We start from the raw sequence: 21,895 nt of genomic DNA, 5'->3' as shown, positions 1-21,895 counted from the left end.
TTGTTAATAATCAAAGTTAATTTATTGTTACACCTTTATCCGACTTTTTTCAACTTTTTTAAATAACCTGTATTATTGCAGTTATGCGGTTGCGTAGATATTTTAGTTTGGGCGTAGTAGCAGTGGCTGTCGCATCGGGACTCTGGTCCTGTAATGGAAACAACAAGCCTGCCGAGCAAAAGGAAACTTCCACACGGGGCAATATCAAGATTGCCGTGGATGAAAGCTTTATGCCGGTATTGAACCAGGAACTCCATGTTTTCGACTCTTCCTACCCCGAAGCCCACATTACCGCTGCATTCAAAACGGAAAAAGAATGCTTTGAGGACCTGTACAAAGACAGCGCCCGGCTGATCGTGGTATCCCGCGACCTTACTCCTGCGGAGAAAACGGCCTATCAAAACAACGATATCGGTTTTAAGTCATTGGGCATCGCCATGGATGCGATCGCGGTTGTGGTCAACCCTGCTTCTCCCGACAGCTTTATGACCCTCGGACAGCTGAAGCAGATCCTGCTGGGAAAATTTGCACGCCCTTATACCGTGGTCTTCGACAATGCCCAGTCGGGTACAGTAAGATATATGCTCGACTCATTAATCCCCGGGCAACAATTACCGTCTAATGTCTATGCAGTGCGGAATAACGACTCCCTGATTGATTATGTAGCTAAAAATGAGCATGCTATCGGTTTTGTCGGCGTAAGCCACGTTTATGACGAGAACAGCACCGATCCGGCAGGCGCCTTCAGGAAAAACATCAGGGTAGCCTCCCTTAAAAATGAAGACGATACCTCGGTTACCGGCTTTTACCAGCCCTACCAGGCCTGGATCGCACAGAAGAAATACCCGCTGCGCCGCACCATGTATTTTATTACAAGAGATACCTGGAACGGATTGGGCGCCGGGTTTGCTAATTTCCTCAGCAACCAGGCCGGGCAATTAATTTTTCTGAAAGCACGTTTAGTACCTTTAAGGGTGCCGCTGCGTCTAAGAGAAGCAGAAATCAAATAACAGGCAAACAATATAGCGGCTGCGCTGTTTTTATAGCCTGTCGTCCTTTAAATTATTTTAAACTTTAATCATAAGCGAAAAACTACTCCACAATAAATATCAGAACAACAATGAACAAGTTAATTGCGATAGCAGTGGCGACAGCCTTTGCTTTTAACGTAAACGCACAGTCTGTTCAGGACGGCGCAAAAATGATCAGCTACGGCCGCTTTGAAAGTGCAAAAAAAGCTCTGGAACCTCTGGCGGCAAAAGACCCGCTGGCCAACTATAATTTAGGCATTTCCGAGCTGGAGCTGGAAAACGCTGCTGCCGCCCGTACTATTTTTGCCAAATATCCTGATGACTTCTACAACCAGGCCGGCATGGCCCGTGTGCTGTTTGATGAAGGAAAGAAAGACGAGGCTTCCAAAATACTGATGGCGATTGTCGATAAAGCCAAAAAGAAAGAGTGGGAAAAATATAAGGCGGCAGCCGACGCCATTACCTATACAAAAGGTGGCAACGCGAATGATGCGATCGCATGGTATAAAAAAGCGATCGAGATCAGCGGTGGTGATGCCTCTACGTTTATCGGCCTGGGCGATGCTTACCTGAAGCTGAGCGGCGGCGGCGGCGAAGCCATGAACAACTACGATAAAGCTGTAGAAAAAGGCACCAACAATTCCCTGGCCTATTCCAAAATAGGCGACCTGTGGTACCAGGCGCACAACTATGATGCAGCGCTGAAAAGCTATGGTCAGGCTAAAGACGCCGATCCGTCCAACCCGCTGCCTTATAAGTCCCTGGCCGATGCTTATCAGCGTGCCGGTAAGTACGATATGGCTTTGACCAATATTGAAAAGTTCCTGGAGCTGTCCGATAAATCTATCGACGACCAGATCACTTATGCCAACCTGCTGTTCCTGTCTAAAAAATACCCTGAAGCCCAGGCCAAGATCCAGGAGCTGATCGGCAAAGGTGTACAGAAGACTTATATGTACCGCCTGATCGCTTACAGCGCCTACGAAACCAAGGATTATCAGAAAGCCCTGGATAATATGCGCACGTTCTACAGCAAGCAGGATCCTGCCAAGATCATCCCCGACGATTATATCTACAGTGGAAAAATCATGAGCGCTATGGCTGGTGTGGATTCTGTTCATGCCAAGATGTACAACGACAGCGCCGACTTTTACTTCAATAAAGTCGTAACTGCCGATACTTCAAAGGATAAAAGCGAAATGTACCGTAAAATTGCTGAAGGCTTTAAGGATGCCAAGGAATATGGCAAGGCCGGTATCTGGTATGGTAAGATCATCGCAAGCAACCCGGAAGCACCCGCACTGGATTACTTCTATTGGGGTTATGGAGCTTACTATGCTAAAGATTACACGACTGCCGCCAAAGCCTTTAACGGGTTGAAAACAAAATATCCTGATGAAGGCTCCGCCTACCTGTGGATCGCTAATGTTGCCGCTGCAGTTGATGACGAAGCCAAGACCGGTGGCGCTATACAACCTTACAAAGATTGGATAGCCTTCAACAAGAACAATTACGAGCACAAGCAGGCCGACCTGATGAAAGCCTATCAATATATGGCCTTCTATTATTACAATACCAATAACGAGAAGGACGCGATGGAGTATGTGAACAAGATCTTGGAGATCGAGCCATCGAACACTTTCGCCAACCAGGTTAAAGATTACTATACGAAACAGAAAAATGCCAAGCCTGCTGGCGGTGGCAAAAGCGCCGGCCGCAAATAGGAGATACGCGTCACTTTTAGCGGAAGAGCTGTCCTTTCAAGAGGGGACAGCTCTTTTTTGTGAAATAGCCTGCCAGGCGCTGCACCCCTTTACTTGTACAGACATTGCGCTGCAACGTCTCCACTCGTAAATACACCTAGATATATAAGGCTACGAACAACAGAGACGAAAGCGGCGGCTCTCTATACCATTGAAATGCCCCTTGTACAGACGTAGCACTGCTACGTCTGTACCCGTATATAAATGATACGATGGATGTGGCCCCTTGTGGAGACGTTGCACTGCAACGTCTCGCTCAAAATGCCTTCGGCAAATGATATGTATTACTTCCTCCTGATGAATCGCCCGTGAGATATAATTTCACGATTGCTTCTTAAAACGGTAAATTTGCCGGTATTTTCAAAATCAAGCTATGCAATCATATGCACTGGTTACCGGTGGCTCCCGGGGTATAGGCAGGGCCATTTGCGTAAAGCTGGCCGCCATGGGCTACCCGGTTCTGATCAATTATAAAGGGAACAGGGTTGCCGCCGAAGAAACAGCCAGCCTGGTAAAAGCGGAAGGTCAGGAAGCGGTATTGCTTCCCTTCGACGTAGCCGACAAAAAAGAAGTAGAAGCCGTACTGGGTCAATGGCAGGAAAACAATAAGGATTGTGTTATCGAAGTGCTGATCAATAACGCCGGCATCAGGCAGGATGCCCTGCTGGCCTTTATGAACGACGATCAATGGCACTCTGTGCTGGATACCAGCCTGCAAGGCATGTTCAACATCACCAAGCAGCTGATGAATCCCATGCTGATGAATCGCTATGGCCGTATCATCAATATCGTATCGCTGAGCGGACTGAAAGGCATGCCCGGCCAGGTCAATTATTCTGCCGCTAAAGCCGGTATGATCGGGGCCACGAAAGCACTGGCCCAGGAGGTCGCCAAAAGGAATATCACGGTGAATGCGATCGCTCCGGGCTTTGTTAAGACCGATATGACCGAAGAGCTGAACGAAAAAGAGCTTACCAGCCTTATTCCTATGAAACGTTTCGGCGAAGCCGAAGAAGTGGCTGACCTGGCAGGCTTTCTCGCCAGCAGGCAGGCAGGCTACATTACTGGCCAGGTGATTTCCATTAATGGCGGTTTATATACCTGATCATTAAGGAAGCTGGCTTCATTGATAAATCAATACAGAATATGCTGGAAATTATTTTACTGATCTATCTCTGCCGGAGAATAAAGGGTATCGTTGCTCCTAAGGGATATCGTGCCGGCATATGGCAGCTATGGGTGGTGCTGGCCTGGTTTGGCCTGGAAATTGCCGGTGCCGTGATTTCGGCAGCCTTCGGGGCTACAGTTATCGTAGCTGTGCTTAGCGGTCTGCTTTGCGCTATCCTTGGTGCTATTGCCCTGCAACAAAAAGCACAGGCACTACCCGATCGCAACACGATGGACGACTGGATGAACAATATAGGTAAAGACAATCCCGACAGCTACTGATTGCCGGAGGAATACCAAGAGACATGATACCTGTTTTTATAGATACCCATACCCACCTTTACGATGGCCGTTTTGACCAGGACCGGGAAGCCGTCATCGGGCGTTGCCTGGAGGCCGGTGTGAACCGGCTGTATCTGCCTAATTGCGACAGCGGAACGATTGAGCCGATGATGGCTATGGCCACAAAATGGCCGGAGCACTGCTTCCCTATGATGGGCATCCATCCCTGCTATATCAAGGAGAATTATAAAGAAGAGCTGGCGATCGCCGAGTCCTGGCTGCACAAAGAGCGCTTTGCCGCGGTGGGAGAGATCGGCCTCGATTATTATTGGGACAAGAGTTTTGTCGCGGAGCAAAAAGAGGCCTTTAATACCCAGATGGACTGGGCCCTTTCGCTCAACCTTCCTATCGTGATCCATACCCGGGAATCGATGCGCGACGGCATCGACATGGTGCGTGCCCGGCAGAACGGTAAGCTGCGTGGCATTTTTCACTGCTTCGGCGGCACGATGGAAGAGGCCCGCGAGATCATCGACCTGGGCTTTTACCTTGGTATCGGCGGTGTAGCTACTTTTGCCAAAAGCAATTTGCCGGAAGTGCTGGAGCAAATCCCGCTGGAACACATCGTGCTGGAGACCGACGCACCCTACCTGGCGCCCGTGCCCTACCGGGGCAAGCGGAATGAAAGCGCCTATATTCCTTTAATTGGCACAAAAATTGCAGCGATCAAGAACTGTAGTGTGGAAGCAGTGGCTGCAGCAACAACCGAAAACGCCCGGCGTATCTTCGGGTAACCTTTTTAACCTGTAACAGCAAGCATGAGCACGACATTGAAGGAAGGCGGCAAAGCACCCGATTTTAAAGCAAATGATCAGAATGGGAATACCGTCAGCCTGAAAGACTTTAAAGGAAAGAAGCTGGCCCTGTTCTTTTATCCTAAGGACAACACGCCGACCTGCACGACCGAAGCCTGTAACCTGCGCGACAATTACGCAGCGCTGCAAAAAGCCGGCATTGCAGTAGTAGGTGTAAGCATCGATAGCGAGAAGAGCCACAAAAAGTTTGAGCAGAAGTTTGACCTGCCCTTTGTGCTGCTCGCCGACCCGGAACGAAAGATAGTAGAAGCTTACGGCGTATGGGGGCTGAAGAAATTTATGGGAAGGGAGTTTATGGGCACACATCGCGTTACTTTCCTGATCAATGGCAAGGGCGTGATCGAGCACATCATTGATACGGTAAAAAGTAAGGAGCATACCACGCAGATATTGGAGCGCTGGAAATAATGCAGGGCAGGGCTAAACCCGGCACCCATGAAAAAGTCCAATAAAGACGGCACCGGTCGACGGACACGCCGCTTTCCCATCGTATCTTTGTTCAAGTCATAAAAACAATCAAAATGAAAAAGCTGATCGCCCCCCTTTGTTTTACCGCCCTTTTGGGCATGACGATGCCGGCAGCCCGCGCACAAAGCCTTGAGGATATCTTCAATGCTGTGAAAGGCAGCGGCAACAGCAGCCAGCAAAACCAGAACAGCAATAACCGCAACAGCAACACCGGCAGCAACAGCATGCTGGGCAGCGGATTGAGCAATACCGATATTGCCAGCGGCCTGAAAGAAGCCCTGAAAATAGGCGCACAGAATGCCGGTAGCCGCCTTTCGGCTACAGACGGCTTTTTTAAGAACGCTATGATCAAGATCCTGCTGCCCAAAGAAGCCCAGCAGGTAGAAAAGACCCTCCGCTCCATTGGTATGGGATCGGTAGTGGACAAAGCCATCCTGTCGATGAACCGTGCCGCCGAAGATGCAGCCAAGCAGGCCGCGCCTATTTTTATCAACGCCATTACCTCTATCACCATACAGGACGGTCTCAATATCCTGCGGGGAGGCAACAATGCTGCTACCAATTTCCTGAAGACCAAAACCACTTCCGCGCTTACCGCCGCTTTTACACCGGTAATCCAGAAATCCCTGAATAAAGTAGGCGCTCCTGATATCTGGAAGACCGTTTTCTCTACTTACAACCGGGTATCGCCCAACAAAGTAAATCCCGATCTGACCGGTTATGTAACCGAGCGCGCCCTCAATGGCCTCTTTGTGACGATCGGCGATGAGGAAGCCAAGATCCGGACCAACCCTGCTTCACAGGTAACCGGCCTGCTTCAGAAAGTATTCGGGAAACAATAAACTTGCTTATTTGAAAAACCTGCCGCAAACACGGCAGGTTTTTTTAGATCGCCATGGAACTGCATACCGTATTTATTGAGCTTACTGCCCGCAGCGGCAGGTACGAAGACCTGGGCGGACAGCTCTGGCAGGAGATCGCGACCGGGTATAGCCTGCCCGACAGGTATTACCACAATCTCACGCACCTGGAGCACCTCATCAGAGAACTGGATCCCTGCAAGCCTCTGATCGACGACTACGATACGCTATTGTATGCAATCTTCTACCACGACCTTATCTATGCCGTGCAGCGACAGGACAATGAAGAGCAAAGCGCCCTGCTGGCCGTCAACCGGCTTGCCGCATTGGGTTTCGACGCAACGCGTGCGGAGCGCTGCCGGCAGCATATCCTGGCAACCAAGGCTCATCGTGCCGGCTCCGATCCCGACACCCTGCTGTTTGCCGATGCCGACCTTTCCATCCTGGGACAGCCGGCAGCAATATACGACAGCTATTACCGGCAGATCCGGCAGGAGTATATCGTCTATCCCGATGTGCTGTACATCCCCGGCCGTATCAAGGTGCTGAACCATTTCCTGGGAATGTCGCATATCTATAAAACACCGCATTTTCATACCCTATACGAGCAGCAGGCAAGGCTTAACCTGGAGCGGGAGCTGGCTTTGCTGCAATAAGCCCTGTGGCTGATAGCCGGTATTGCCCGGGTAGGCATTAAAATAATACCTTTGCGCAAAAAATACAGGGCCCCGTTGCCCTTACTTGTTTCTCGATCATGCACCAGCTTGTTGTCTTCGCTTCCGGAAAAGGGTCCAATGTACAGGCCATTCTCGATTACTTCCAGTCCCCGGATAAAGTCCGGATCGCGCTGATCGTATGTAACAATCCGGAAGCAGGCGTGCTGGATATTGCAAAGACCCGCCAGATACCGGTACAGCTGATCGACAGGAACGCTTTCAGGGATCCCGGCTTTGTCGAAAAGCTCCGCAGCTATTCACCTTCCCTGCTGGTGCTTGCGGGCTTTTTGTGGAAGGTGCCGGACAATGTTGTACAAGCCTTTCCCGGACGCATCATCAACATTCACCCGGCGCTGCTGCCTAAATACGGCGGTAAGGGTATGTACGGACAGCATGTGCACCAGGCCGTTGTAGCCGCGGGGGAAAAAGAATCCGGCATTACTATTCATTATGTCAACGAGCATTACGACGAAGGTGGCGCCATCCTGCAGGCCCGCTGCACCCTGGTAGCGGAAGACACGCATGAAAGCCTGGCTTCCCGTATTCACAAGCTGGAGCACTACTTCTTTCCCCGTACCATAGAATTTCTGCTGGACAATCTCACGGAATAACCCCTGCATAAAATGCTGTAACCAAACCCGGAACGAGCAAAAATATAAGCCGATGTTTTACAGCCAAATAGGCCTATAGGCAAAGCTGATGCACCGCTGTATTAACGTGTGGATAGGGAAATTGGCGCTGCTTCCGATTTAATTTAGCCTTAACTTTGCGGTCGAATCAAAAAGCGCATTCCTGTGAAGAAAGCCAGTATCCTCATCTTAGTGCTGATTGCTGCTACCATAGGTATCCTGGTGGCTTCTTTCGGTAAGTTCAGCACCTACGAGACCTTTGCTTCCGCCTCCGAGAAACCGGGGCATACCTATCATGTGGTGGGCTACCTGGACAAGGACCAGGCACAGCAATACGATCCCATAAAAGATCCGAACAACTTCGTCTTTTTTGCCAAGGACAAGAAGGGCGCCATACACAAGGTGATCTTTGCCGGCTCCCGCCCGCAGGACTTTGAAAAATCAGAACAGCTGGTGATGACCGGCTTCATGAAGGATGGTAATTTCCACTGCAACAAGATACAAATGAAGTGTCCGTCGAAATACGAGAACGACCAGATCGCGGTAGCGAAGCAGCCGGCCACTGAATCTTAATTTAATTTCCGGCGTGCCAAGGCACGCCGTTTTTATTCTTACCATCGTTACAATCTTTTACTCTTGGATCAGCAATTTATCGGTGAACATTTGTTACCGGGCCAGCTAGGGCACTTCTTTGTTGTTGCCGCCTTTGTTGCCTCGCTTTTTTCTGCCTTTTCCTATATGCTTGCAGCCCGTAAGGAGGGGCAGGCCGAAGAAGCGGTATGGAAAAGGATGGCACGCTGGGGCTTTATCATCCAGGCGGTATCTGTGGCCGGTATCTTCATTGCGCTGTACTATATTATTTCCGGTCACTTGTTTGAATACAATTATGCTTACAAGCATTCCTCCAGGGGACTGCAGGTCAAATACCTGCTGGCCTGCTTCTGGGAAGGCTCAGAAGGCAGCTTCCTGCTGTGGCTCATCTGGCATGCCGTACTGGGCCTCGTCCTGCTGCGCACCGGCAAGCAATGGGAAACCCGGGTAATGAGTATTGTCTGCCTGGTACAAGCCGTGCTGTGCACCATGCTGATCGGTATTTATTTTGGCGCCGATATTAAGATCGGCAGCACGCCTTTCAGCCTGCTGCGCCACGAGATGAGCCAGGCGCCCATCTTTTCGCAGCCCAATTACATGGAGTTCATCAAAGATGGTAATGGCCTGAATGTAACCCTGCAAAATTACTGGATGGTGATCCATCCGCCCGTACTGTTCCTCGGCTTTGCGCTCACGCTTATCCCCTTTGCCTACGCCGTCGCAGCAATGTGGAAGGGGGAATACAAGACCTGGGTAAAACCCGCATTGCGCTGGACCCTGATCGGCGGCGGCGTGCTGGGCACCGGCATTATGATGGGTGGCGCCTGGGCTTACGAATCGCTCAGCTTCGGCGGCTACTGGGCCTGGGATCCCGTTGAAAATGCTTCACTGGTACCCTGGCTTACCCTGATCGCCGGCCTGCATACCCTGGTGATCTATAAAAGCACCGGTCGCTCGCTCAAGACCACGCTGATCTTTTTTATCCTCACCTTCATGCTGATCTGGTACTCGACTTTCCTCACCCGTACCGGCATCCTGGGCGACACTTCGGTGCACGCTTTTACCGGCGAAGGCAAAGCTTTGTACTGGCACCTCATTATCGCCATGGCCATTTACCTGGCCATCAGCCTGTATTTCATTATCCGTTCCTGGAAAAAAATGCCGCGGCTGGCCGGAGAGGAAGAAGCGGATACCCGCGAGTTCTGGATGCTGATCGGCTCCATAGCCCTGCTGCTGTCCTGCATCCACATTATTATGGCGACTTCGCTCCCGGTGTGGAGTGTTTTGTATAAAAAAATTACGGGTACCGATATCGCACCACCCATCAATCCTGTGGAATACTACAATGGCATCCAGGTATGGGCGGCCATTATCGTCGCCCTGCTTACCGGCGCCATACAGTTCCTCAAGTACAAGAAGACCGGCATGGCGGCGGCCTGGAAAAAGCTCGGCTTAACAGCGCTGATCAGCCTGGTGCTGGCTGCGCTTACGGTATGGCTGCAGGAGATCAGGCACGTGCAGTACATGGTATTTGCCTTCGCCATTTTCTATGCCCTGACAGGTAACCTGCTTTACCTGGTCACCACACAGAAGCTTAAGCTGCTCAAAGCCGGCGGCTCTATTACCCACATCGGCTTCGGCCTGATGCTGCTGGGAATCCTGCTGTCGGGCTATAAAAAGAAGGTGATCTCGCTCGACCGCACCAGCACCATGCAGAACTGGGATTTTGGCAAAAAAACCTTTGAGGAAAATGTAAAGGAAAGCCGGGAAAACGTGCTTATCTTCCGTAACACCTCCGTGCCTATGGGCAAGTACCTGGTGACCTATCTCGGCGATTCCTTAGTGCAGAACGATCCGCCACTCACCTATTACAAGGTGCGCTACGACCGCATCGACCCCAATACAGGCAAAGTGGTTGAAACGTTTACCCTACACCCCGAAGCGTATATCAATCCCAAAGGGCAGGAAGGCATGAGCGCCAATCCTGATTCCAAGGGTTATTGGTCGCACGACGTATTTACCTATATCACCTCGCTGAGCGATCCGAAATCGAAATCGGATACCAGCGTCTACCGTCCCTTCAAGATGAAGAAGGGCGACAGCGTCTTCCTGGCCAACGGTTACCTCGTCTATGAAGGGCTCAACAACAGGATCACCCGCAGCTATGAAAAACAGAACGGGGATATTGCCGTGCAGGCCGAGCTCTCCGCTTACACGACCACAGGTAAGATCGGCGCAGTATCGCCCTTGTACGTGATCCGGGGCAATGAAGCTTCTTCCGTTGAAGATACGCTGCGCGACATCGGCCTCAATATCCGCATCAACAAGATACTGCCGGAAGAAAACGCGGTAGAGATGGGCATTCGCCAAAGAGCTCAGCAAGACGACTGGATCGTGCTGAAGGCCATTGAATTCCCTTACATCCGTGTGCTGTGGGGCGGCATCGTGGTCATGGTGATCGGTTTCTTCGTAAGCTGGTGGGCGAGGAGAAAATAAAAAGATTATACGTTTGGGTGGAGAGCATCCTCCGGCAAAAAAAGAGAAGTCAAGTTTTTATATAAAAACTTGACTTCTCTTTTTTTGCCGGATCAAAAATAGCGTTATACTTTTGACGCGCTATGAAGATCGATATCCATACTCATATTATGCCGGAGAAAATTCCGAACTGGTTCCAGAAGTTCGGCTACGGCGATTTCATTACCCTGGAGCACCACAAGCCCTGCTGCGCCAAAATGATCAAGGGCGATAAAGTATTCCGCGAGATCGAGCACAATTGCTGGGATGCCGAAGTACGGCTTAAGGAAATGGATGCTACTGAAGTAACGATGCAGGCCTTGTCTACGATCCCCGTACTCTTCAATTACTGGGCCAGGCCAGAGCATGCGCTGGAGAGCTCCCGTTTTTTCAACGATCATATTGCAGAAGCCGTAACCCGATACCCCGACCGTTATGTCGGCCTGGGTACCGTGCCGCTCCAGGATATCGACCTGGCGATACAGGAGCTGGAACGTTGTGTCAGAGAGCTGAGGATGCCCGGCCTCGAAATAGGCTCCAACATCAATGGCCGCAACCTCAGCGACCCTTACTTTCATCCTTTCTGGCAGGCCGCAGAGGCCTTGGGCGCCTGCATTTTCGTACATCCCTGGGAAATGATGGGCGAGAACGATATGATGAAGTACTGGCTGCCCTGGCTGGTAGGTATGCCCGCCGAAACCTCCAGGGCGATCTGCTCCATGATCTTCGGTGGTGTGTTTGAAAAATTCCCTAAGCTAAGAGTAGCCTTTGCGCATGGCGGCGGCAGCTTCCCCGCGACTATAGGCCGCATAGAGCATGGCTTTGCGGTGCGCCCCGACCTGGTGGCAATCGACAACCCCATCAACCCGCGCAACTATATCGGTAAGTTCTGGATCGACTCCCTGGTACACGATCCCAAGGCACTTGATTTTATCATCGACATTATGGGTGGTGACAAGATCTGTATGGGCAGCGATTATCCCTTTCCCCTGGGCGAGCATCACCCCGGAAAGCTGATCGAAGCGCATATACAGGACCCGGTACTAAGGGACCAGCTTCTGTATGGCAATGCAAAAGCTTTCCTCGGCATCTGATCAGGCAGGCCTTAATGATAAAAGACGCCGCTCTTTTGTAAGGGGCGGCGTCTTGCTTTCCGGTTATTCATATGATGAGGCAGGCAATTCAGCGCGGATCGTTCAGGTCAGCCATCGCTCATCCCAACCGATTAGCTTAGCACTTACTCTTGATTTCTTTTCTTCACCATGGTAAGGATGGTGGCAATGGCAACCGTTTCACCGGTTTCATCATACACATCCACCAGCCATTTCACTATGCCTTTGGCAATATCGTCTTCCGAACGCTTTTCCTGGTCTGCTTTTTCCTTTACCGTAAGCCTTACGCCGATGGTTGCACCGGGATACACGGGCTTGGTAAAGCGGGCCTCGTCGATACCATAGTTCAGCAACACCGGCCCCTTCTTCGCGTCGACAAACAAGCCGGCGGCCTTGGACAGTACAAAATAGCCATGCGCCACGCGGCGCTCGAAGATGGTACCTTCCAGGGAAGTCGCATCCATATGGGCGTAGAAGTTGTCACCGCTCACATTGGCAAAGTTGGTGATGTCGGTCTCGGTTACCGTATGTTTGGCAGTAACAACGGTATCACCGACCTGCAGGTCTTCGAAGTATTTGCGGAAAGGATGTATTTCTGTCTCGTTCTGCTTGCCGTGCTGCTGGTACACATTGGTAATGCGGGAGATGGTCGTGGGCGATCCCTGTATCGCAGTACGCTGCAGGTAGTGCAGTACACCGCGCTTGCCGCCCATCTCTTCTCCTCCACCGGCGCGGCCGGGGCCGCCATGAACCAGCAGGGGCATGGGCGAGCCGTGGCCAGTGCTTTCTTTGGCGCAGTCGCTGTTGAGCACCAGGATACGGCCATGCATGGAAGCCGCCTCCAGCACATAATCGCGGGCAATATTGTCGTCTGCAGTCACGATAGAGCTCACGAGGGAACCTTTGCCCAGGCGCGACAGCTCGATCGCTTCTTCAAGCGTACCATAAGGCATAATGGTACTTACCGGGCCGAAGGCTTCGATTTCGTGGCAAGCTGTCTTCCGGAAGGGATCTTCATTGTAGAAGACCACGGGCGGCAGGAAAGCGCCTTTCGCTTTATCAGCGCCGTGCAACTCATAATTGTCGGGATCGCCAATCACGATGCGCTGGTACTGCGACAGCTCAGCGATCTTCTCAAGCACTTCTTTCTTTTGCGATTGCCCGGCCAGGGCGCCCATCCGTACACCTTCGACCGAAGGGTCGCCGATGAGCGTGCCTGCCAGGCGCTTGCCCAGGGCGATCTGCACATCTTCCACACTTTGCTCGGGAACGATAATACGGCGTATGGCGGTACATTTCTGACCGGCCTTGGTCGTGATCTCGCGGGCAACTTCTTTGATGAAGATATCGAACTCGGCAGAGCCGGGCTTCACATCGGTGCCCAGCACACAACAGTTGAGCGAATCGGCTTCCATATTGAAGGGTACCGCTTCGTCGATCAGGCGGGGATGGGCTTTCAGCATTTTACCTGTGGAGGCGGAGCCGGTAAAAGTCACCACATCGCCATTCTCAACAAAGTCGAGAATACCGCGGGCCGAGCCACAGATCAGCTGCAGCGCACCTTCGGGCAGTATGCCGGAAGTAATGATATCCTCTACTACCGCTTCTGTAAGGAAAGAGGTAATGGTCGCCGGCTTTACGATTGCGGGTACGCCGGCCAGCAGGTTCACCGCGATCTTTTCCAGCATGCCCCATACCGGGAAATTAAAGGCATTGATATGGATGGCGACGCCACGGCGGGGCACCATAATGTGGTGGCCGATAAAGGTGCCGCCTTTGGACAGCAGTGCGGGATCGCCATCTACGTAAAAGGTTTCATTGGGAAACTGGCGGCGCAGCGAGGCATTGGCAAACAGGTTGCCGATACCGCCCTCAATATCGACCCAGCTATCGGCGCGGGTGGCGCCGGTATAGCGGCTTATGGTATAATATTTTTCTTTTCTTTCCAGCAGGTACATGGCCAGCGCTTTCAGCATGCGGCCACGTTCGTGGAAGGTCATTCTGCGAAGCACGGGGCCCGCCTGGCTGCGGGCGTACTGCATCATAGCCCCGAAGTCGAGACCTTTGCTGCTGGCGCTGTAGATCGCTTCGCCGGTAATAGCATTGTGCAGGATCTCTCCTTCGCCTTCTCCGGCAACCCACCTGCCGTTGGCATAATTGCGCAATTGGGGTAATGACATAACGTTTCTTATTTTTGCGAGCCTGCAATTTACAGATATTGCAGCTAATTTATTAAATCCATCCCTTCCATGAAAAAGCTTATCTGCCTGCAGGCAGTCCTTGTCCTGCTTGCCTTACGCGTCGGTGCCGCCGGTCACGATGAATTCAGCCTGACACCGCTCGACACCATCAGAAATTACACCGTATTTAACCGGGTCAGCGTGATCGATATGCGCACCAATAAGGAAGATATCGGTTACCTGCGCAATGGCCCTTTCAATAAGAAAAATTTCCAGGTAACACCGGGCGGCTTCGACCACATGCTGGAACAGTTTGCGCAGATCACAGCCGGACAGGCGGCAGCTAAAGGCGATCAGACTTTGCTGATCGTGGTACGGGATTTCTCCATGGCCGACCGGCCCATACAAGGAGAGATGGGTACCTTTTACGGCCGTATGGATTTCTACCTGGGCAAAAATGATCGCTACCAGCTGGCTACCCATGTGGATTCTTTCTTTGAAACCTCCAATGCCTGGGATGTAACCGGCAATGTAAAACGGCTGGCCGCCCGTAAAATGACGGATTGGCTCTTCCTGATGTCTGATTACAAGATTCCCGAAGGCGCCGCTGCCGTTACTCCGGAGGAGATCAAAGCCGCTATAGCCACAGAAAGAAAGGCCTACCCCATATACAACAGCGAACCAAAGACAGGAGTCTATTATACCTTCGATCAGTTCCTCAACAATATGCCGGGCGCCACAGAATTTATTGAGAAGAAGTATTCAACAGGGGATCGCAATGTCTCTTATTTTTATGAAAAGGGAGAGGGCAAAAAGAAAGGCGCCAGCCTTGAAAAGTCTGGCTGCTATGCCCTGTACAATGGTAAGAAATGGTACAAAGGCACTTCGGAAGGCCTGATGGAGATGAAATACACCAATGGCGATTTCTATTTTCCCGAGGTAGGCCATGGCATCCGGAAATCGGATAATGCCGCCATTATGTTTGGCCTGGTGGGCGCGCTGGTGGAAAGCGCTTCCAACAGGAAAGGCAATGCCCTGTACCGTATGCGTCTCGATCCGGCTACGGGCAAAGGAAACTGTACGGAAAGGTTGCAGTAAGCTTACAAGATAGCTGGTCCTTCATTCCCAAAATAAAAAAGTGGCAAGGGATAGTACCCTTGCCACTTTCCGCTGATGAATTCCAAGCCTAGTTCTTAACCAGCTTCTGCCTGAAGCTCAGGTTCTTCTCTCCTTTCAGCTCCATAAAATAAACACCGGAAGGCAGGTTCTTCGCCGGTGCGACGAACTGGTTCGTTCCGCTGACAAGCTGCCTTGTTTCTGAAAAGATCTTCCTTCCCGACAGATCGTACACAGCCACCTCGGCTTTGGTCGCCTGGGGTACATATACGCTCACCGTCCAGTCTGTTTGTGTGGGGTTGGGACTAACCGCGAATGGCTGGATATTCATATGAAGCAAGGGATCGTCGGGGTTGTTGATGTCATATTCGGGTACAGATCCGGGGCCGGGCCTTTCGGGGGTCTGGGTCCAGCTGCCGTTGGCATCCATATTGATGGTGATCAGTCCAGAACGGGCGCATTCTACGCCGGGAGAGCTGTACCTTTTCAGCCATGCCGTATGGGTTCCGGGCGTAAAGGTCTGGAAGTGGTACCAGGTAGTGGCATCGGGAGGCGCCGTTGTATTCAGCGGCTTATCGATATACCATTCGTACAGGCCTGGAGGATTGATGATCATGGGCCCTGCGAGCGGTGCAAACTGGACCGTGAAGGGGTTGCTCATGCTTTGATGAAAGTAGCCGAATCCCGCATCGCAGGAAAATTCATTATTCTGGTAGGTGATGTTCAGACGGGGTGTGTTCTGATGCGTCATTCCATCGCTTGAGCCATAGAACTGTGAGCGGTAATAGGTCTCGTCCTGCAATTGCAGCATAAAGCCATTGTTAGCCAGCGGATCGGCGGGTATTAAAGCCACGGTACCCATGCTGGTATTGATATTGGTGGTACCCACCAGCTCATTAACGATCCGCTGGACCATTGCGGTTACATCCACGGTAAAATTGCCATTGTAACGGTCGGAAGTTACCGGTATGGTTGCCCAGTTGCCTGCCGCTTCATAAGTCATCGCCTGTGAGCTGTTCCAGGTCACCACATTTTCCACCCAGCTGTTGGCCGCATTATTTTTTCCCGATAGCACCCTTTTGATGTAGCAGGGATTGGGATTGGGTAAAGGTGTTCCCGGAAAATAGTTGCTGCCCCAATTGCCGCTCCCGCTCTGGAAGGCATTCATGTATAAGGTTGCAGAAACGATCTTGATCGGCTCGAAGGTCACAACCGAATTGACGATCTGCCGGCGGCTGTGGCCGGATGCCAGTACAGATAGCCACGGGAAACGGATAAGCGATCTTTGAATCGCGGGAATGCCGTTATAGGTCCAGGCCGACATGGCAATGTCGGTATAGTCGCCATAATTGGTGTTCGGGTTCAGGCTGAACACCGTGGCATCTTGTCCATCGAGCGGCAATTGTGCATTGAGCGACGTTTCATAGTTTGTCTGCGCAGATGCGACAGCAGCGACAAACAGGTTGCTGAGGAGAAAAAGTTTCTTCATGTAAATAGTTTGATTTTGGTTATCCTGCAATATAATGTTTTTTCACAGCATTTAAAACAGCGCATATATTATTTTTTTATAAAACAATAAGAAAAGTGCTTTGCTTTCAGAGGGGAGACGAGCAAACTGATTGATGGTATGCGGGGTATCGCCTGACAAAACATGATATACACACTGGCTATAAGCGCAGGTGAGTATTTAAACCGCGCCTCGTTTTCTTATTGGATCAGGGATGAGGCTGGTCTGCTGATAATCCGCTCCAGCATTTGTTGATAGACGGCTGCCCAGCCCTTATTTTCCCTCGCAGGTCCCAGGAGATGGTTATGCATGATGCTGGTAAAGATGCCGCCGGCCTGCTGTACGGAATACCATAGCCGTTCCCATTCTGCCATGGCTTCGGCGGGCTTATGGTGCAGGTAAAACCGGCTGGTGGCATCCATAAAGACAAAGGGATGCACACGGAGCGGCTGTACTGCCGCAGACTCAAGATCGTACCAGGGAAAGCTGTTGGAAGTGCCTGCGCGGAAACCATTGGCGGCAGCATAGCCCATGGAGTAATCGTCGGTAATGCCCGCTTGTACCAGATTACGGTAGGTAAGGGGTAAGCTGAACTTGATATAATGTTGGCGGCTGCGGGTGATCTCCTGCCGGGTAGCTGCAGCAACGATTTCTTTTTCTTCAGACAAAATACGCTGATCGCTATGCGACAAATAAGAAGGATGTACGCCAACAGCATAGCGCCCGCCCGTGCGGCGCATCAGGTCCTGCATAGCCGGTGTGCCCGGCGGCACATTGCGGTCGTAAGCGCTGCCCGAGCCGGCCAGGAAGAAGTAGACCGGATCGGCCCCGTAATGTTCATGCAGCTGATCCAGCCAGTCGAAACAATCATAAGGATCTTTTCCTTTGGCCAGGCCCTTAGCCAGTCTCGAAGCCGCGCTGCCCCATTTGAGCTGCAGCAGCTCTCTGGCCATACCGCCCCAGTAATGCTTGGCTCCCCGGTATCGGTATTTCCAGGCGATATCAACATCATAAGTGGGCTGAAAACGGAATGACGGGACTGCTAAGGCCAGCCCGAACCGCTGTACCAGTATCCGGCGCAGCTGCCCGATCCATTGATCCACCACAGGTTCCTGAAGAAAAGCGTATTGCGCTGCAGCCGACTGTCCCGCTTCATAGCGGCCATGCCGGTCTTCCCGGTGCGGCAGGTATTCTTCGTAGCGGCTGATGAGATAGAATACAGCAGCGAAGAGATCAAAGGGAACCGTAGCGCCGGGATGATTGTAGAACAGGGTGGTGCTGTGCTTCCAGCGTTGCACCGCCAGGGCCTGCGGCCGTATATCATCTTCCGCCAGCAAGGTATGAGGGATGATCTGCAACGCATCTGCAACCAGCGTTGTGCTGCTGTAATTGATGCGGGGACCCTCGTAGCGCTTCCATGCTTCTGCGTCCATGGTTACACGCCAGGCGATACCCATCTGTTCGGCAAAGATCCATTGCAGCACGTATTGCAGGCGGGGACTGTCGAAGCGGGCATAAATGAGCAGGGAAGGCGACGGCACGGGTATGGTATTTGTCCGGGTCAAAGATAAGGTTTCCCGGCCCTTTGGTTAAGCAATTATTAAAGCTTTACCAGGCCTCTCAGTCATTAACAAATGAAATATACCTTTGCGCCCTCGTTAAAGTCCTTTGCATGCGCCGGTTTTTCAACACGATCGCTCATCTGCTGCTGCTGCTCATTATGGTTCAGGCCCTGGGTCTGAACGCGGCAGCTTGTGCGGCGAAGTATGAGACGCATCCGGCGGCAACACAACATAGCCTCGTTAATACAGCGGCGCATTATCTTGAAGCCGGCAGCATACACCTGCAGCACAAAGGTAGATCTGCGGGTAAGACCCATTGCCATCATAAGGCGCACAAAAAATACTTCCCCGGTAAAATAGTCGTCAGTACAAAGCAGCAGCTTCGGCCTGCTGCCGGCCCCGAAGAGGCGTTGGTACATTATGCTATGGTTACCGGTTACTATTTCCTGTATTTCAAGAGTATCAACCCGCCTCCCCCCAAGGCCTGAATCTACGCGTAGAACAGCGTGTAATCACCTGGCAGCCTGGCCATAAACCATGCTTGGTTATTCTAATATTAATTGAGTAATTTTAATTACCATTAGCGCGTTTCGTTCAGCTCCGTTTCCTTTTCCATTTCTTTAATGTTCTTTCAATGACAGTCAGCATTCGTAAAGGGCTGGTCCTGCTTGCAGGCCTCCTTTCGGGCCCTGTTGTGTTTGCCCAAAGCAACCTGTCGCTGCAGGATGCGCTGAAAGCGGCCATCGCCAACAACCCGACCCTCAAAGCGCAACGCATGAATATCGATGCCGCCGGCGCCGATATCGTTACGGCCAGGCTGAGACCCAACCTCAACCTGAGCAACCAGACAATCAACCTTACCCGCAAATCGGACTTTGCACCGAATACGGAATGGACAAACGGGTTGAACCGTCAAACCCAGTGGCAGCTGTACAAACCGATACAATGGCCGGGACAACGCCAGGGCAAGATCGATTTTGCCCGGCAAAGCCAGGTCCTGAGCCAGAAGCAATACGAGCAATCGCAGCGGGACCTGCTGCTCGATGTCGCCGATAAGTGGCTCCATGCCTGGACCAGCAACAAGCAGCTCAGCCTGCTGTCCCAGGCCAAAAGCAATCTCGACAGCCTGGTATCCATCAACAAATACCGCCTGCAGAAACAGGTGATCAGCGAGACCGACCTTACCCGGACCCAATTGCTCGCCAGCCAGTTCGAGATCCAGATACGCAATGCCCTGCTGGAATACAACAACAGCCTGCGCGAGCTGGCCTACCTTACCGGGATGGGAACCGCCGTTTCGGTAGACACCGGCCATGGCTTTACACAGCATATTCCGCTGGCGGCCGACAGCCTGATGGCCGATGCCCTTAACGAGCGTCCCGATGTAGCCGCCGCCCGGGCCGATATCGATGTGGCCAACAGCAACAGCCGCCTGCAAAAGGCCCTGGCCTATCCTACTCCCGACGTGGGTGTGCTGTACAATCCGCAGAACACGATCCCTTACTGGGGTGTATATGCTGCGATAGACCTGCCTTTCTTCAGCCGTAACCAGGGCGAGATCAAAAAGGCGAAGATACTGCAGGAGCAAAGCGTACAGCAGATGAATGCCCTGCAACTGCAGGTGGCCACAGAAGTAGACAATGCCTACAAGCGCTACAACACACAAAAGCAGAACACCCAGAAGTTTGCTCAATTGCAGCAGCAGGCGCAAACCATACTTGATAATGTCAAATATGCCTACCTGCATGGCGGCACCACCATAGTCGACTTCCTGGAGGCGCAGCGCAGCTGGCTTGAAACCCAGCAGCAGTATTACGAAACGCTGCAGCAATACAGCGAGAGCTATATACAGCTGCTGTATGTAACCGGTAAGATGACCCGGCTCGCCGAAGCAGCGGAATAATTCACCCTACACATCACAATTACAATTTTTTACCGATGAGGATACAATCAGGAATACAAAGCAGCAGACGAAATGCGGAGACCTTTGTTCTGCTGCTGCTAATCACAGCCGGGCTCCTGGGCTGCAAGCATAAGGAAAGTACAACCCAGGTCAGGAACCTGTCGCCGGTGGTCAGCAACAACGGCATCAGTATCGAGATCCCCGATCCGGCAGTCGACACGTTCTTTAAAACGGAAGCGGTAGGTACCGGCGATGTAACTGCCGAGATGTCGGCGCCGGGCAAGGTGGCGGCGGCGGTAGTCTCCTCCTCGCAAGGCAAGCTGATCCTGTTCGACAACCCCGACCTGGCCAGCACCTACAGCCAGCTCACGCAGAACATGAACAACATTACGCAGAAGAAAAACATTGTGGCGCAGAAAGCGGCTGTGGTGAAGCAGAAGCAGATCGAGGTGCAGCGTTATGAAGACCTGGCCGCACATGGCGCCGGTACCGGCAAGGATGTAAGCGACGCCAAGACCGACCTGCTGCTTGCCGAAAGCGAGCTGAAGATGGCACAAAGCGAAGTCAATACCGAGCAGGCGGGCATTATGGAGCACGAGGCTTTGCTGAAGTCGGGCGGCTTCAACCCGGGAGCGCTCAGCAGCGCAGGACCGGGCAACGTCTACATCACCTGCGATATTCCCGAGAACCAGATCAGCAAGATCAAGGCAGGAACGGTTTGCACGCTGAAGTTCTCGTCCTTTCCCAACGAACAGTTCAGGGGCAGCATCGACAATATTGCCGATGTGATTGACAACAGCACCCGCATGGTCAAGGTACGCGTCACGATGAACAATACCGACAACCGTATCAAAGCCGGCATGTTCGCCATGGTGGGCTTTGGCATTAACGAAGGGAACAACAATACGATACCCGCTACCAGCCTGGTAACCGTACAAGGTAAGAACTATGTGTTCGTCAAAAAATCGGGTATCCGCTTTGAGCGGAGGGAAGTGAATACCGGTCAGCAGCTGGGCGACAGGGTCATTGTCTATAGCGGCTTGCAGGCCGGGGAATCGGTGGCCGTAAGCGGCGTGATGCAGCTGAAAGGCCTTTCTTTCGGATACTAGAACGATGTCAATCCCGGGGGTCAAATCCCAAAATCCAAATTCCAAGGGTTAATATCCAAAGTTTAAATTCCAAAGTTCAAGGTCCATATCCAATACCTAATGCCCAATACTTACTCAGTACCCAATACCCAGTACTCAATACCCAATACTTAATACTAACATCCCATGCTACAGGCACAGATCTTCATTGATAAAGATACGTTCAAGGGTTCCGGCCCTTTGTATGAATTCATCCTGGAATTCCTGCTGCGCCACAGCGTTATGGGCGCAACCATGTTCCGCGGCCAGATGGGCTTCGGCGCTAACCAGCAGCTCAAAAATCCTGATCGTATGTTCAGCTTCGACGAGCCTCCGGCCATGATCGTATTCATTGATGAGGATGAGAAAGTGCGTCGCGTGCTGACCGAGCTACGGAAGGAAGTAAAAGGTGGCTTTATCGTTACCAGCCAGGTGGAACTATTCAATTAAACGCTTAACAACGGGGCAGGCAACGGTAATATACGGCCTGCT

General features: G+C 51.9%; 20 protein-coding genes. 17 read left to right on the top strand and 3 right to left on the bottom strand.

The features are described from left to right. Window positions 1-107 precede the first annotated feature (107 nt). The 12 genes from DZC79_RS15010 (at window position 108) to DZC79_RS14955 (ending at window position 11,990) form a co-directional block, all read left to right on the top strand. On the top strand, window positions 108-1,010 hold the full coding sequence (locus tag DZC79_RS15010) for a PstS family phosphate ABC transporter substrate-binding protein (RefSeq protein ID WP_157977175.1): 903 nt from the start codon (window positions 108-110) through the stop codon (window positions 1,008-1,010). Window positions 1,011-1,120: 110 nt separating this feature from the next. Continuing rightward, a complete protein-coding gene (locus DZC79_RS15005; RefSeq protein ID WP_118952420.1) occupies window positions 1,121-2,755 on the top strand; it encodes a tetratricopeptide repeat protein in 1,635 nt (544 codons plus the stop codon). Window positions 2,756-3,167: 412 nt separating this feature from the next. Beyond that, window positions 3,168-3,899 (top strand): 3-oxoacyl-ACP reductase FabG, encoded by a 732-nt coding sequence (fabG, locus tag DZC79_RS15000; RefSeq protein ID WP_118952419.1) that lies wholly within the window; start codon window positions 3,168-3,170, stop codon window positions 3,897-3,899. Between the two features lie 41 nt (window positions 3,900-3,940). Next, window positions 3,941-4,243: a hypothetical protein gene (locus tag DZC79_RS14995; RefSeq protein ID WP_118952418.1), complete on the top strand. Its 303-nt coding sequence runs from the start codon at window positions 3,941-3,943 to the stop codon at window positions 4,241-4,243. 23 nt (window positions 4,244-4,266) lie between these two features. Beyond that, window positions 4,267-5,037, top strand: a complete 771-nt coding sequence (locus DZC79_RS14990; RefSeq protein ID WP_118952417.1) for a TatD family hydrolase — start codon at window positions 4,267-4,269, stop codon at window positions 5,035-5,037. A 24-nt stretch (window positions 5,038-5,061) separates the two neighbouring features. After that, on the top strand, window positions 5,062-5,526 hold the full coding sequence (bcp, locus tag DZC79_RS14985) for a thioredoxin-dependent thiol peroxidase (protein ID WP_118952416.1): 465 nt from the start codon (window positions 5,062-5,064) through the stop codon (window positions 5,524-5,526). Window positions 5,527-5,639: 113 nt separating this feature from the next. Next, the gene (locus tag DZC79_RS14980; RefSeq protein ID WP_232831840.1) at window positions 5,640-6,428 is read left to right on the top strand and encodes a DUF4197 domain-containing protein; all 789 of its coding nucleotides are present in this window, start codon (window positions 5,640-5,642) and stop codon (window positions 6,426-6,428) included. A gap of 53 nt (window positions 6,429-6,481) precedes the next feature. Next, on the top strand, window positions 6,482-7,102 hold the full coding sequence (locus DZC79_RS14975; RefSeq protein WP_118952415.1) for an HD domain-containing protein: 621 nt from the start codon (window positions 6,482-6,484) through the stop codon (window positions 7,100-7,102). Window positions 7,103-7,200: 98 nt separating this feature from the next. Then, the gene (gene purN / locus DZC79_RS14970) at window positions 7,201-7,773 is read left to right on the top strand and encodes a phosphoribosylglycinamide formyltransferase (protein WP_118952414.1); all 573 of its coding nucleotides are present in this window, start codon (window positions 7,201-7,203) and stop codon (window positions 7,771-7,773) included. Window positions 7,774-7,956: 183 nt separating this feature from the next. Further along, on the top strand, window positions 7,957-8,364 hold the full coding sequence (locus tag DZC79_RS14965; RefSeq protein ID WP_118952413.1) for a cytochrome c maturation protein CcmE domain-containing protein: 408 nt from the start codon (window positions 7,957-7,959) through the stop codon (window positions 8,362-8,364). Between the two features lie 63 nt (window positions 8,365-8,427). Beyond that, window positions 8,428-10,878 (top strand): cytochrome c biogenesis protein CcsA, encoded by a 2,451-nt coding sequence (gene ccsA / locus DZC79_RS14960; protein WP_118952412.1) that lies wholly within the window; start codon window positions 8,428-8,430, stop codon window positions 10,876-10,878. A 122-nt stretch (window positions 10,879-11,000) separates the two neighbouring features. Then, window positions 11,001-11,990, top strand: a complete 990-nt coding sequence (locus DZC79_RS14955) for an amidohydrolase family protein (RefSeq protein WP_118952411.1) — start codon at window positions 11,001-11,003, stop codon at window positions 11,988-11,990. Between the two features lie 143 nt (window positions 11,991-12,133). Here DZC79_RS14955 and paaZ read toward each other — a convergent pair whose 3' ends face one another. After that, complete coding sequence (paaZ, locus tag DZC79_RS14950; protein WP_118952410.1) at window positions 12,134-14,188, bottom strand: phenylacetic acid degradation bifunctional protein PaaZ; 2,055 nt, start codon at window positions 14,186-14,188, stop codon at window positions 12,134-12,136. Between the two features lie 69 nt (window positions 14,189-14,257). On the opposite strand from paaZ, the gene DZC79_RS14945 reads away from it, so the two are divergent. Then, window positions 14,258-15,286, top strand: coding sequence for a hypothetical protein (locus tag DZC79_RS14945; protein WP_118952409.1), 1,029 nt, complete (start codon window positions 14,258-14,260; stop codon window positions 15,284-15,286). An 88-nt stretch (window positions 15,287-15,374) separates the two neighbouring features. Here the strand turns inward: DZC79_RS14945 and DZC79_RS14940 are convergent, their stop codons facing one another. Both DZC79_RS14940 and DZC79_RS14935 read right to left on the bottom strand, forming a co-directional pair. Next, the gene (locus DZC79_RS14940; protein WP_118952408.1) at window positions 15,375-16,793 is read right to left on the bottom strand and encodes a T9SS type A sorting domain-containing protein; all 1,419 of its coding nucleotides are present in this window, start codon (window positions 16,791-16,793) and stop codon (window positions 15,375-15,377) included. A 218-nt stretch (window positions 16,794-17,011) separates the two neighbouring features. Further along, entirely contained in the window at window positions 17,012-18,376 is a 1,365-nt protein-coding gene (locus tag DZC79_RS14935; protein ID WP_118952407.1) for a polysaccharide deacetylase family protein, read from the bottom strand. A 107-nt stretch (window positions 18,377-18,483) separates the two neighbouring features. On the opposite strand from DZC79_RS14935, the gene DZC79_RS14930 reads away from it, so the two are divergent. The 4 genes from DZC79_RS14930 (at window position 18,484) to DZC79_RS14915 (ending at window position 21,853) form a co-directional block, all read left to right on the top strand. Then, complete coding sequence (locus DZC79_RS14930) at window positions 18,484-18,861, top strand: hypothetical protein (RefSeq protein WP_118952406.1); 378 nt, start codon at window positions 18,484-18,486, stop codon at window positions 18,859-18,861. Window positions 18,862-19,007: 146 nt separating this feature from the next. Continuing rightward, complete coding sequence (locus DZC79_RS14925; RefSeq protein WP_198666906.1) at window positions 19,008-20,276, top strand: TolC family protein; 1,269 nt, start codon at window positions 19,008-19,010, stop codon at window positions 20,274-20,276. A 35-nt stretch (window positions 20,277-20,311) separates the two neighbouring features. Further along, window positions 20,312-21,385 (top strand): efflux RND transporter periplasmic adaptor subunit, encoded by a 1,074-nt coding sequence (locus DZC79_RS14920; RefSeq protein WP_118952405.1) that lies wholly within the window; start codon window positions 20,312-20,314, stop codon window positions 21,383-21,385. A 165-nt stretch (window positions 21,386-21,550) separates the two neighbouring features. Further along, window positions 21,551-21,853, top strand: a complete 303-nt coding sequence (locus DZC79_RS14915) for a DUF190 domain-containing protein (protein ID WP_118952404.1) — start codon at window positions 21,551-21,553, stop codon at window positions 21,851-21,853. The last annotated feature ends 42 nt before the right edge of the window (window positions 21,854-21,895 follow it).

The organism is Taibaiella helva, from assembly GCF_003545695.1.
GTDB lineage: Bacteria > Bacteroidota > Bacteroidia > Chitinophagales > Chitinophagaceae > Taibaiella > Taibaiella helva.
The sequence above is the reverse complement of the archived record's forward strand: the minus strand, read 5'-3'. Positions and strand labels throughout refer to the sequence as shown.

Excerpts from the sequence above, each read along its gene's own strand:
- DZC79_RS15005 (WP_118952420.1), top strand. The coding sequence starts at position 1,121 with ATGAACAAGTTAATTGCGATAGCAGTGGCGACAGCCTTTGCTTTTAAC.
- fabG (WP_118952419.1), top strand. The coding sequence starts at position 3,168 with ATGCAATCATATGCACTGGTTACCGGTGGCTCCCGGGGTATAGGCAGG.
- DZC79_RS14995 (WP_118952418.1), top strand. The coding sequence starts at position 3,941 with ATGCTGGAAATTATTTTACTGATCTATCTCTGCCGGAGAATAAAGGGT.
- DZC79_RS14990 (WP_118952417.1), top strand. The coding sequence starts at position 4,267 with ATGATACCTGTTTTTATAGATACCCATACCCACCTTTACGATGGCCGT.
- bcp (WP_118952416.1), top strand. The coding sequence starts at position 5,062 with ATGAGCACGACATTGAAGGAAGGCGGCAAAGCACCCGATTTTAAAGCA.
- DZC79_RS14980 (WP_232831840.1), top strand. The coding sequence starts at position 5,640 with ATGAAAAAGCTGATCGCCCCCCTTTGTTTTACCGCCCTTTTGGGCATG.
- DZC79_RS14975 (WP_118952415.1), top strand. The coding sequence starts at position 6,482 with ATGGAACTGCATACCGTATTTATTGAGCTTACTGCCCGCAGCGGCAGG.
- purN (WP_118952414.1), top strand. The coding sequence starts at position 7,201 with ATGCACCAGCTTGTTGTCTTCGCTTCCGGAAAAGGGTCCAATGTACAG.
- DZC79_RS14955 (WP_118952411.1), top strand. The coding sequence starts at position 11,001 with ATGAAGATCGATATCCATACTCATATTATGCCGGAGAAAATTCCGAAC.
- paaZ (WP_118952410.1), bottom strand. The coding sequence starts at position 14,188 with ATGTCATTACCCCAATTGCGCAATTATGCCAACGGCAGGTGGGTTGCC.
- DZC79_RS14945 (WP_118952409.1), top strand. The coding sequence starts at position 14,258 with ATGAAAAAGCTTATCTGCCTGCAGGCAGTCCTTGTCCTGCTTGCCTTA.
- DZC79_RS14940 (WP_118952408.1), bottom strand. The coding sequence starts at position 16,793 with ATGAAGAAACTTTTTCTCCTCAGCAACCTGTTTGTCGCTGCTGTCGCA.
- DZC79_RS14930 (WP_118952406.1), top strand. The coding sequence starts at position 18,484 with ATGCGCCGGTTTTTCAACACGATCGCTCATCTGCTGCTGCTGCTCATT.
- DZC79_RS14925 (WP_198666906.1), top strand. The coding sequence starts at position 19,008 with ATGACAGTCAGCATTCGTAAAGGGCTGGTCCTGCTTGCAGGCCTCCTT.
- DZC79_RS14920 (WP_118952405.1), top strand. The coding sequence starts at position 20,312 with ATGAGGATACAATCAGGAATACAAAGCAGCAGACGAAATGCGGAGACC.
- DZC79_RS14915 (WP_118952404.1), top strand. The coding sequence starts at position 21,551 with ATGCTACAGGCACAGATCTTCATTGATAAAGATACGTTCAAGGGTTCC.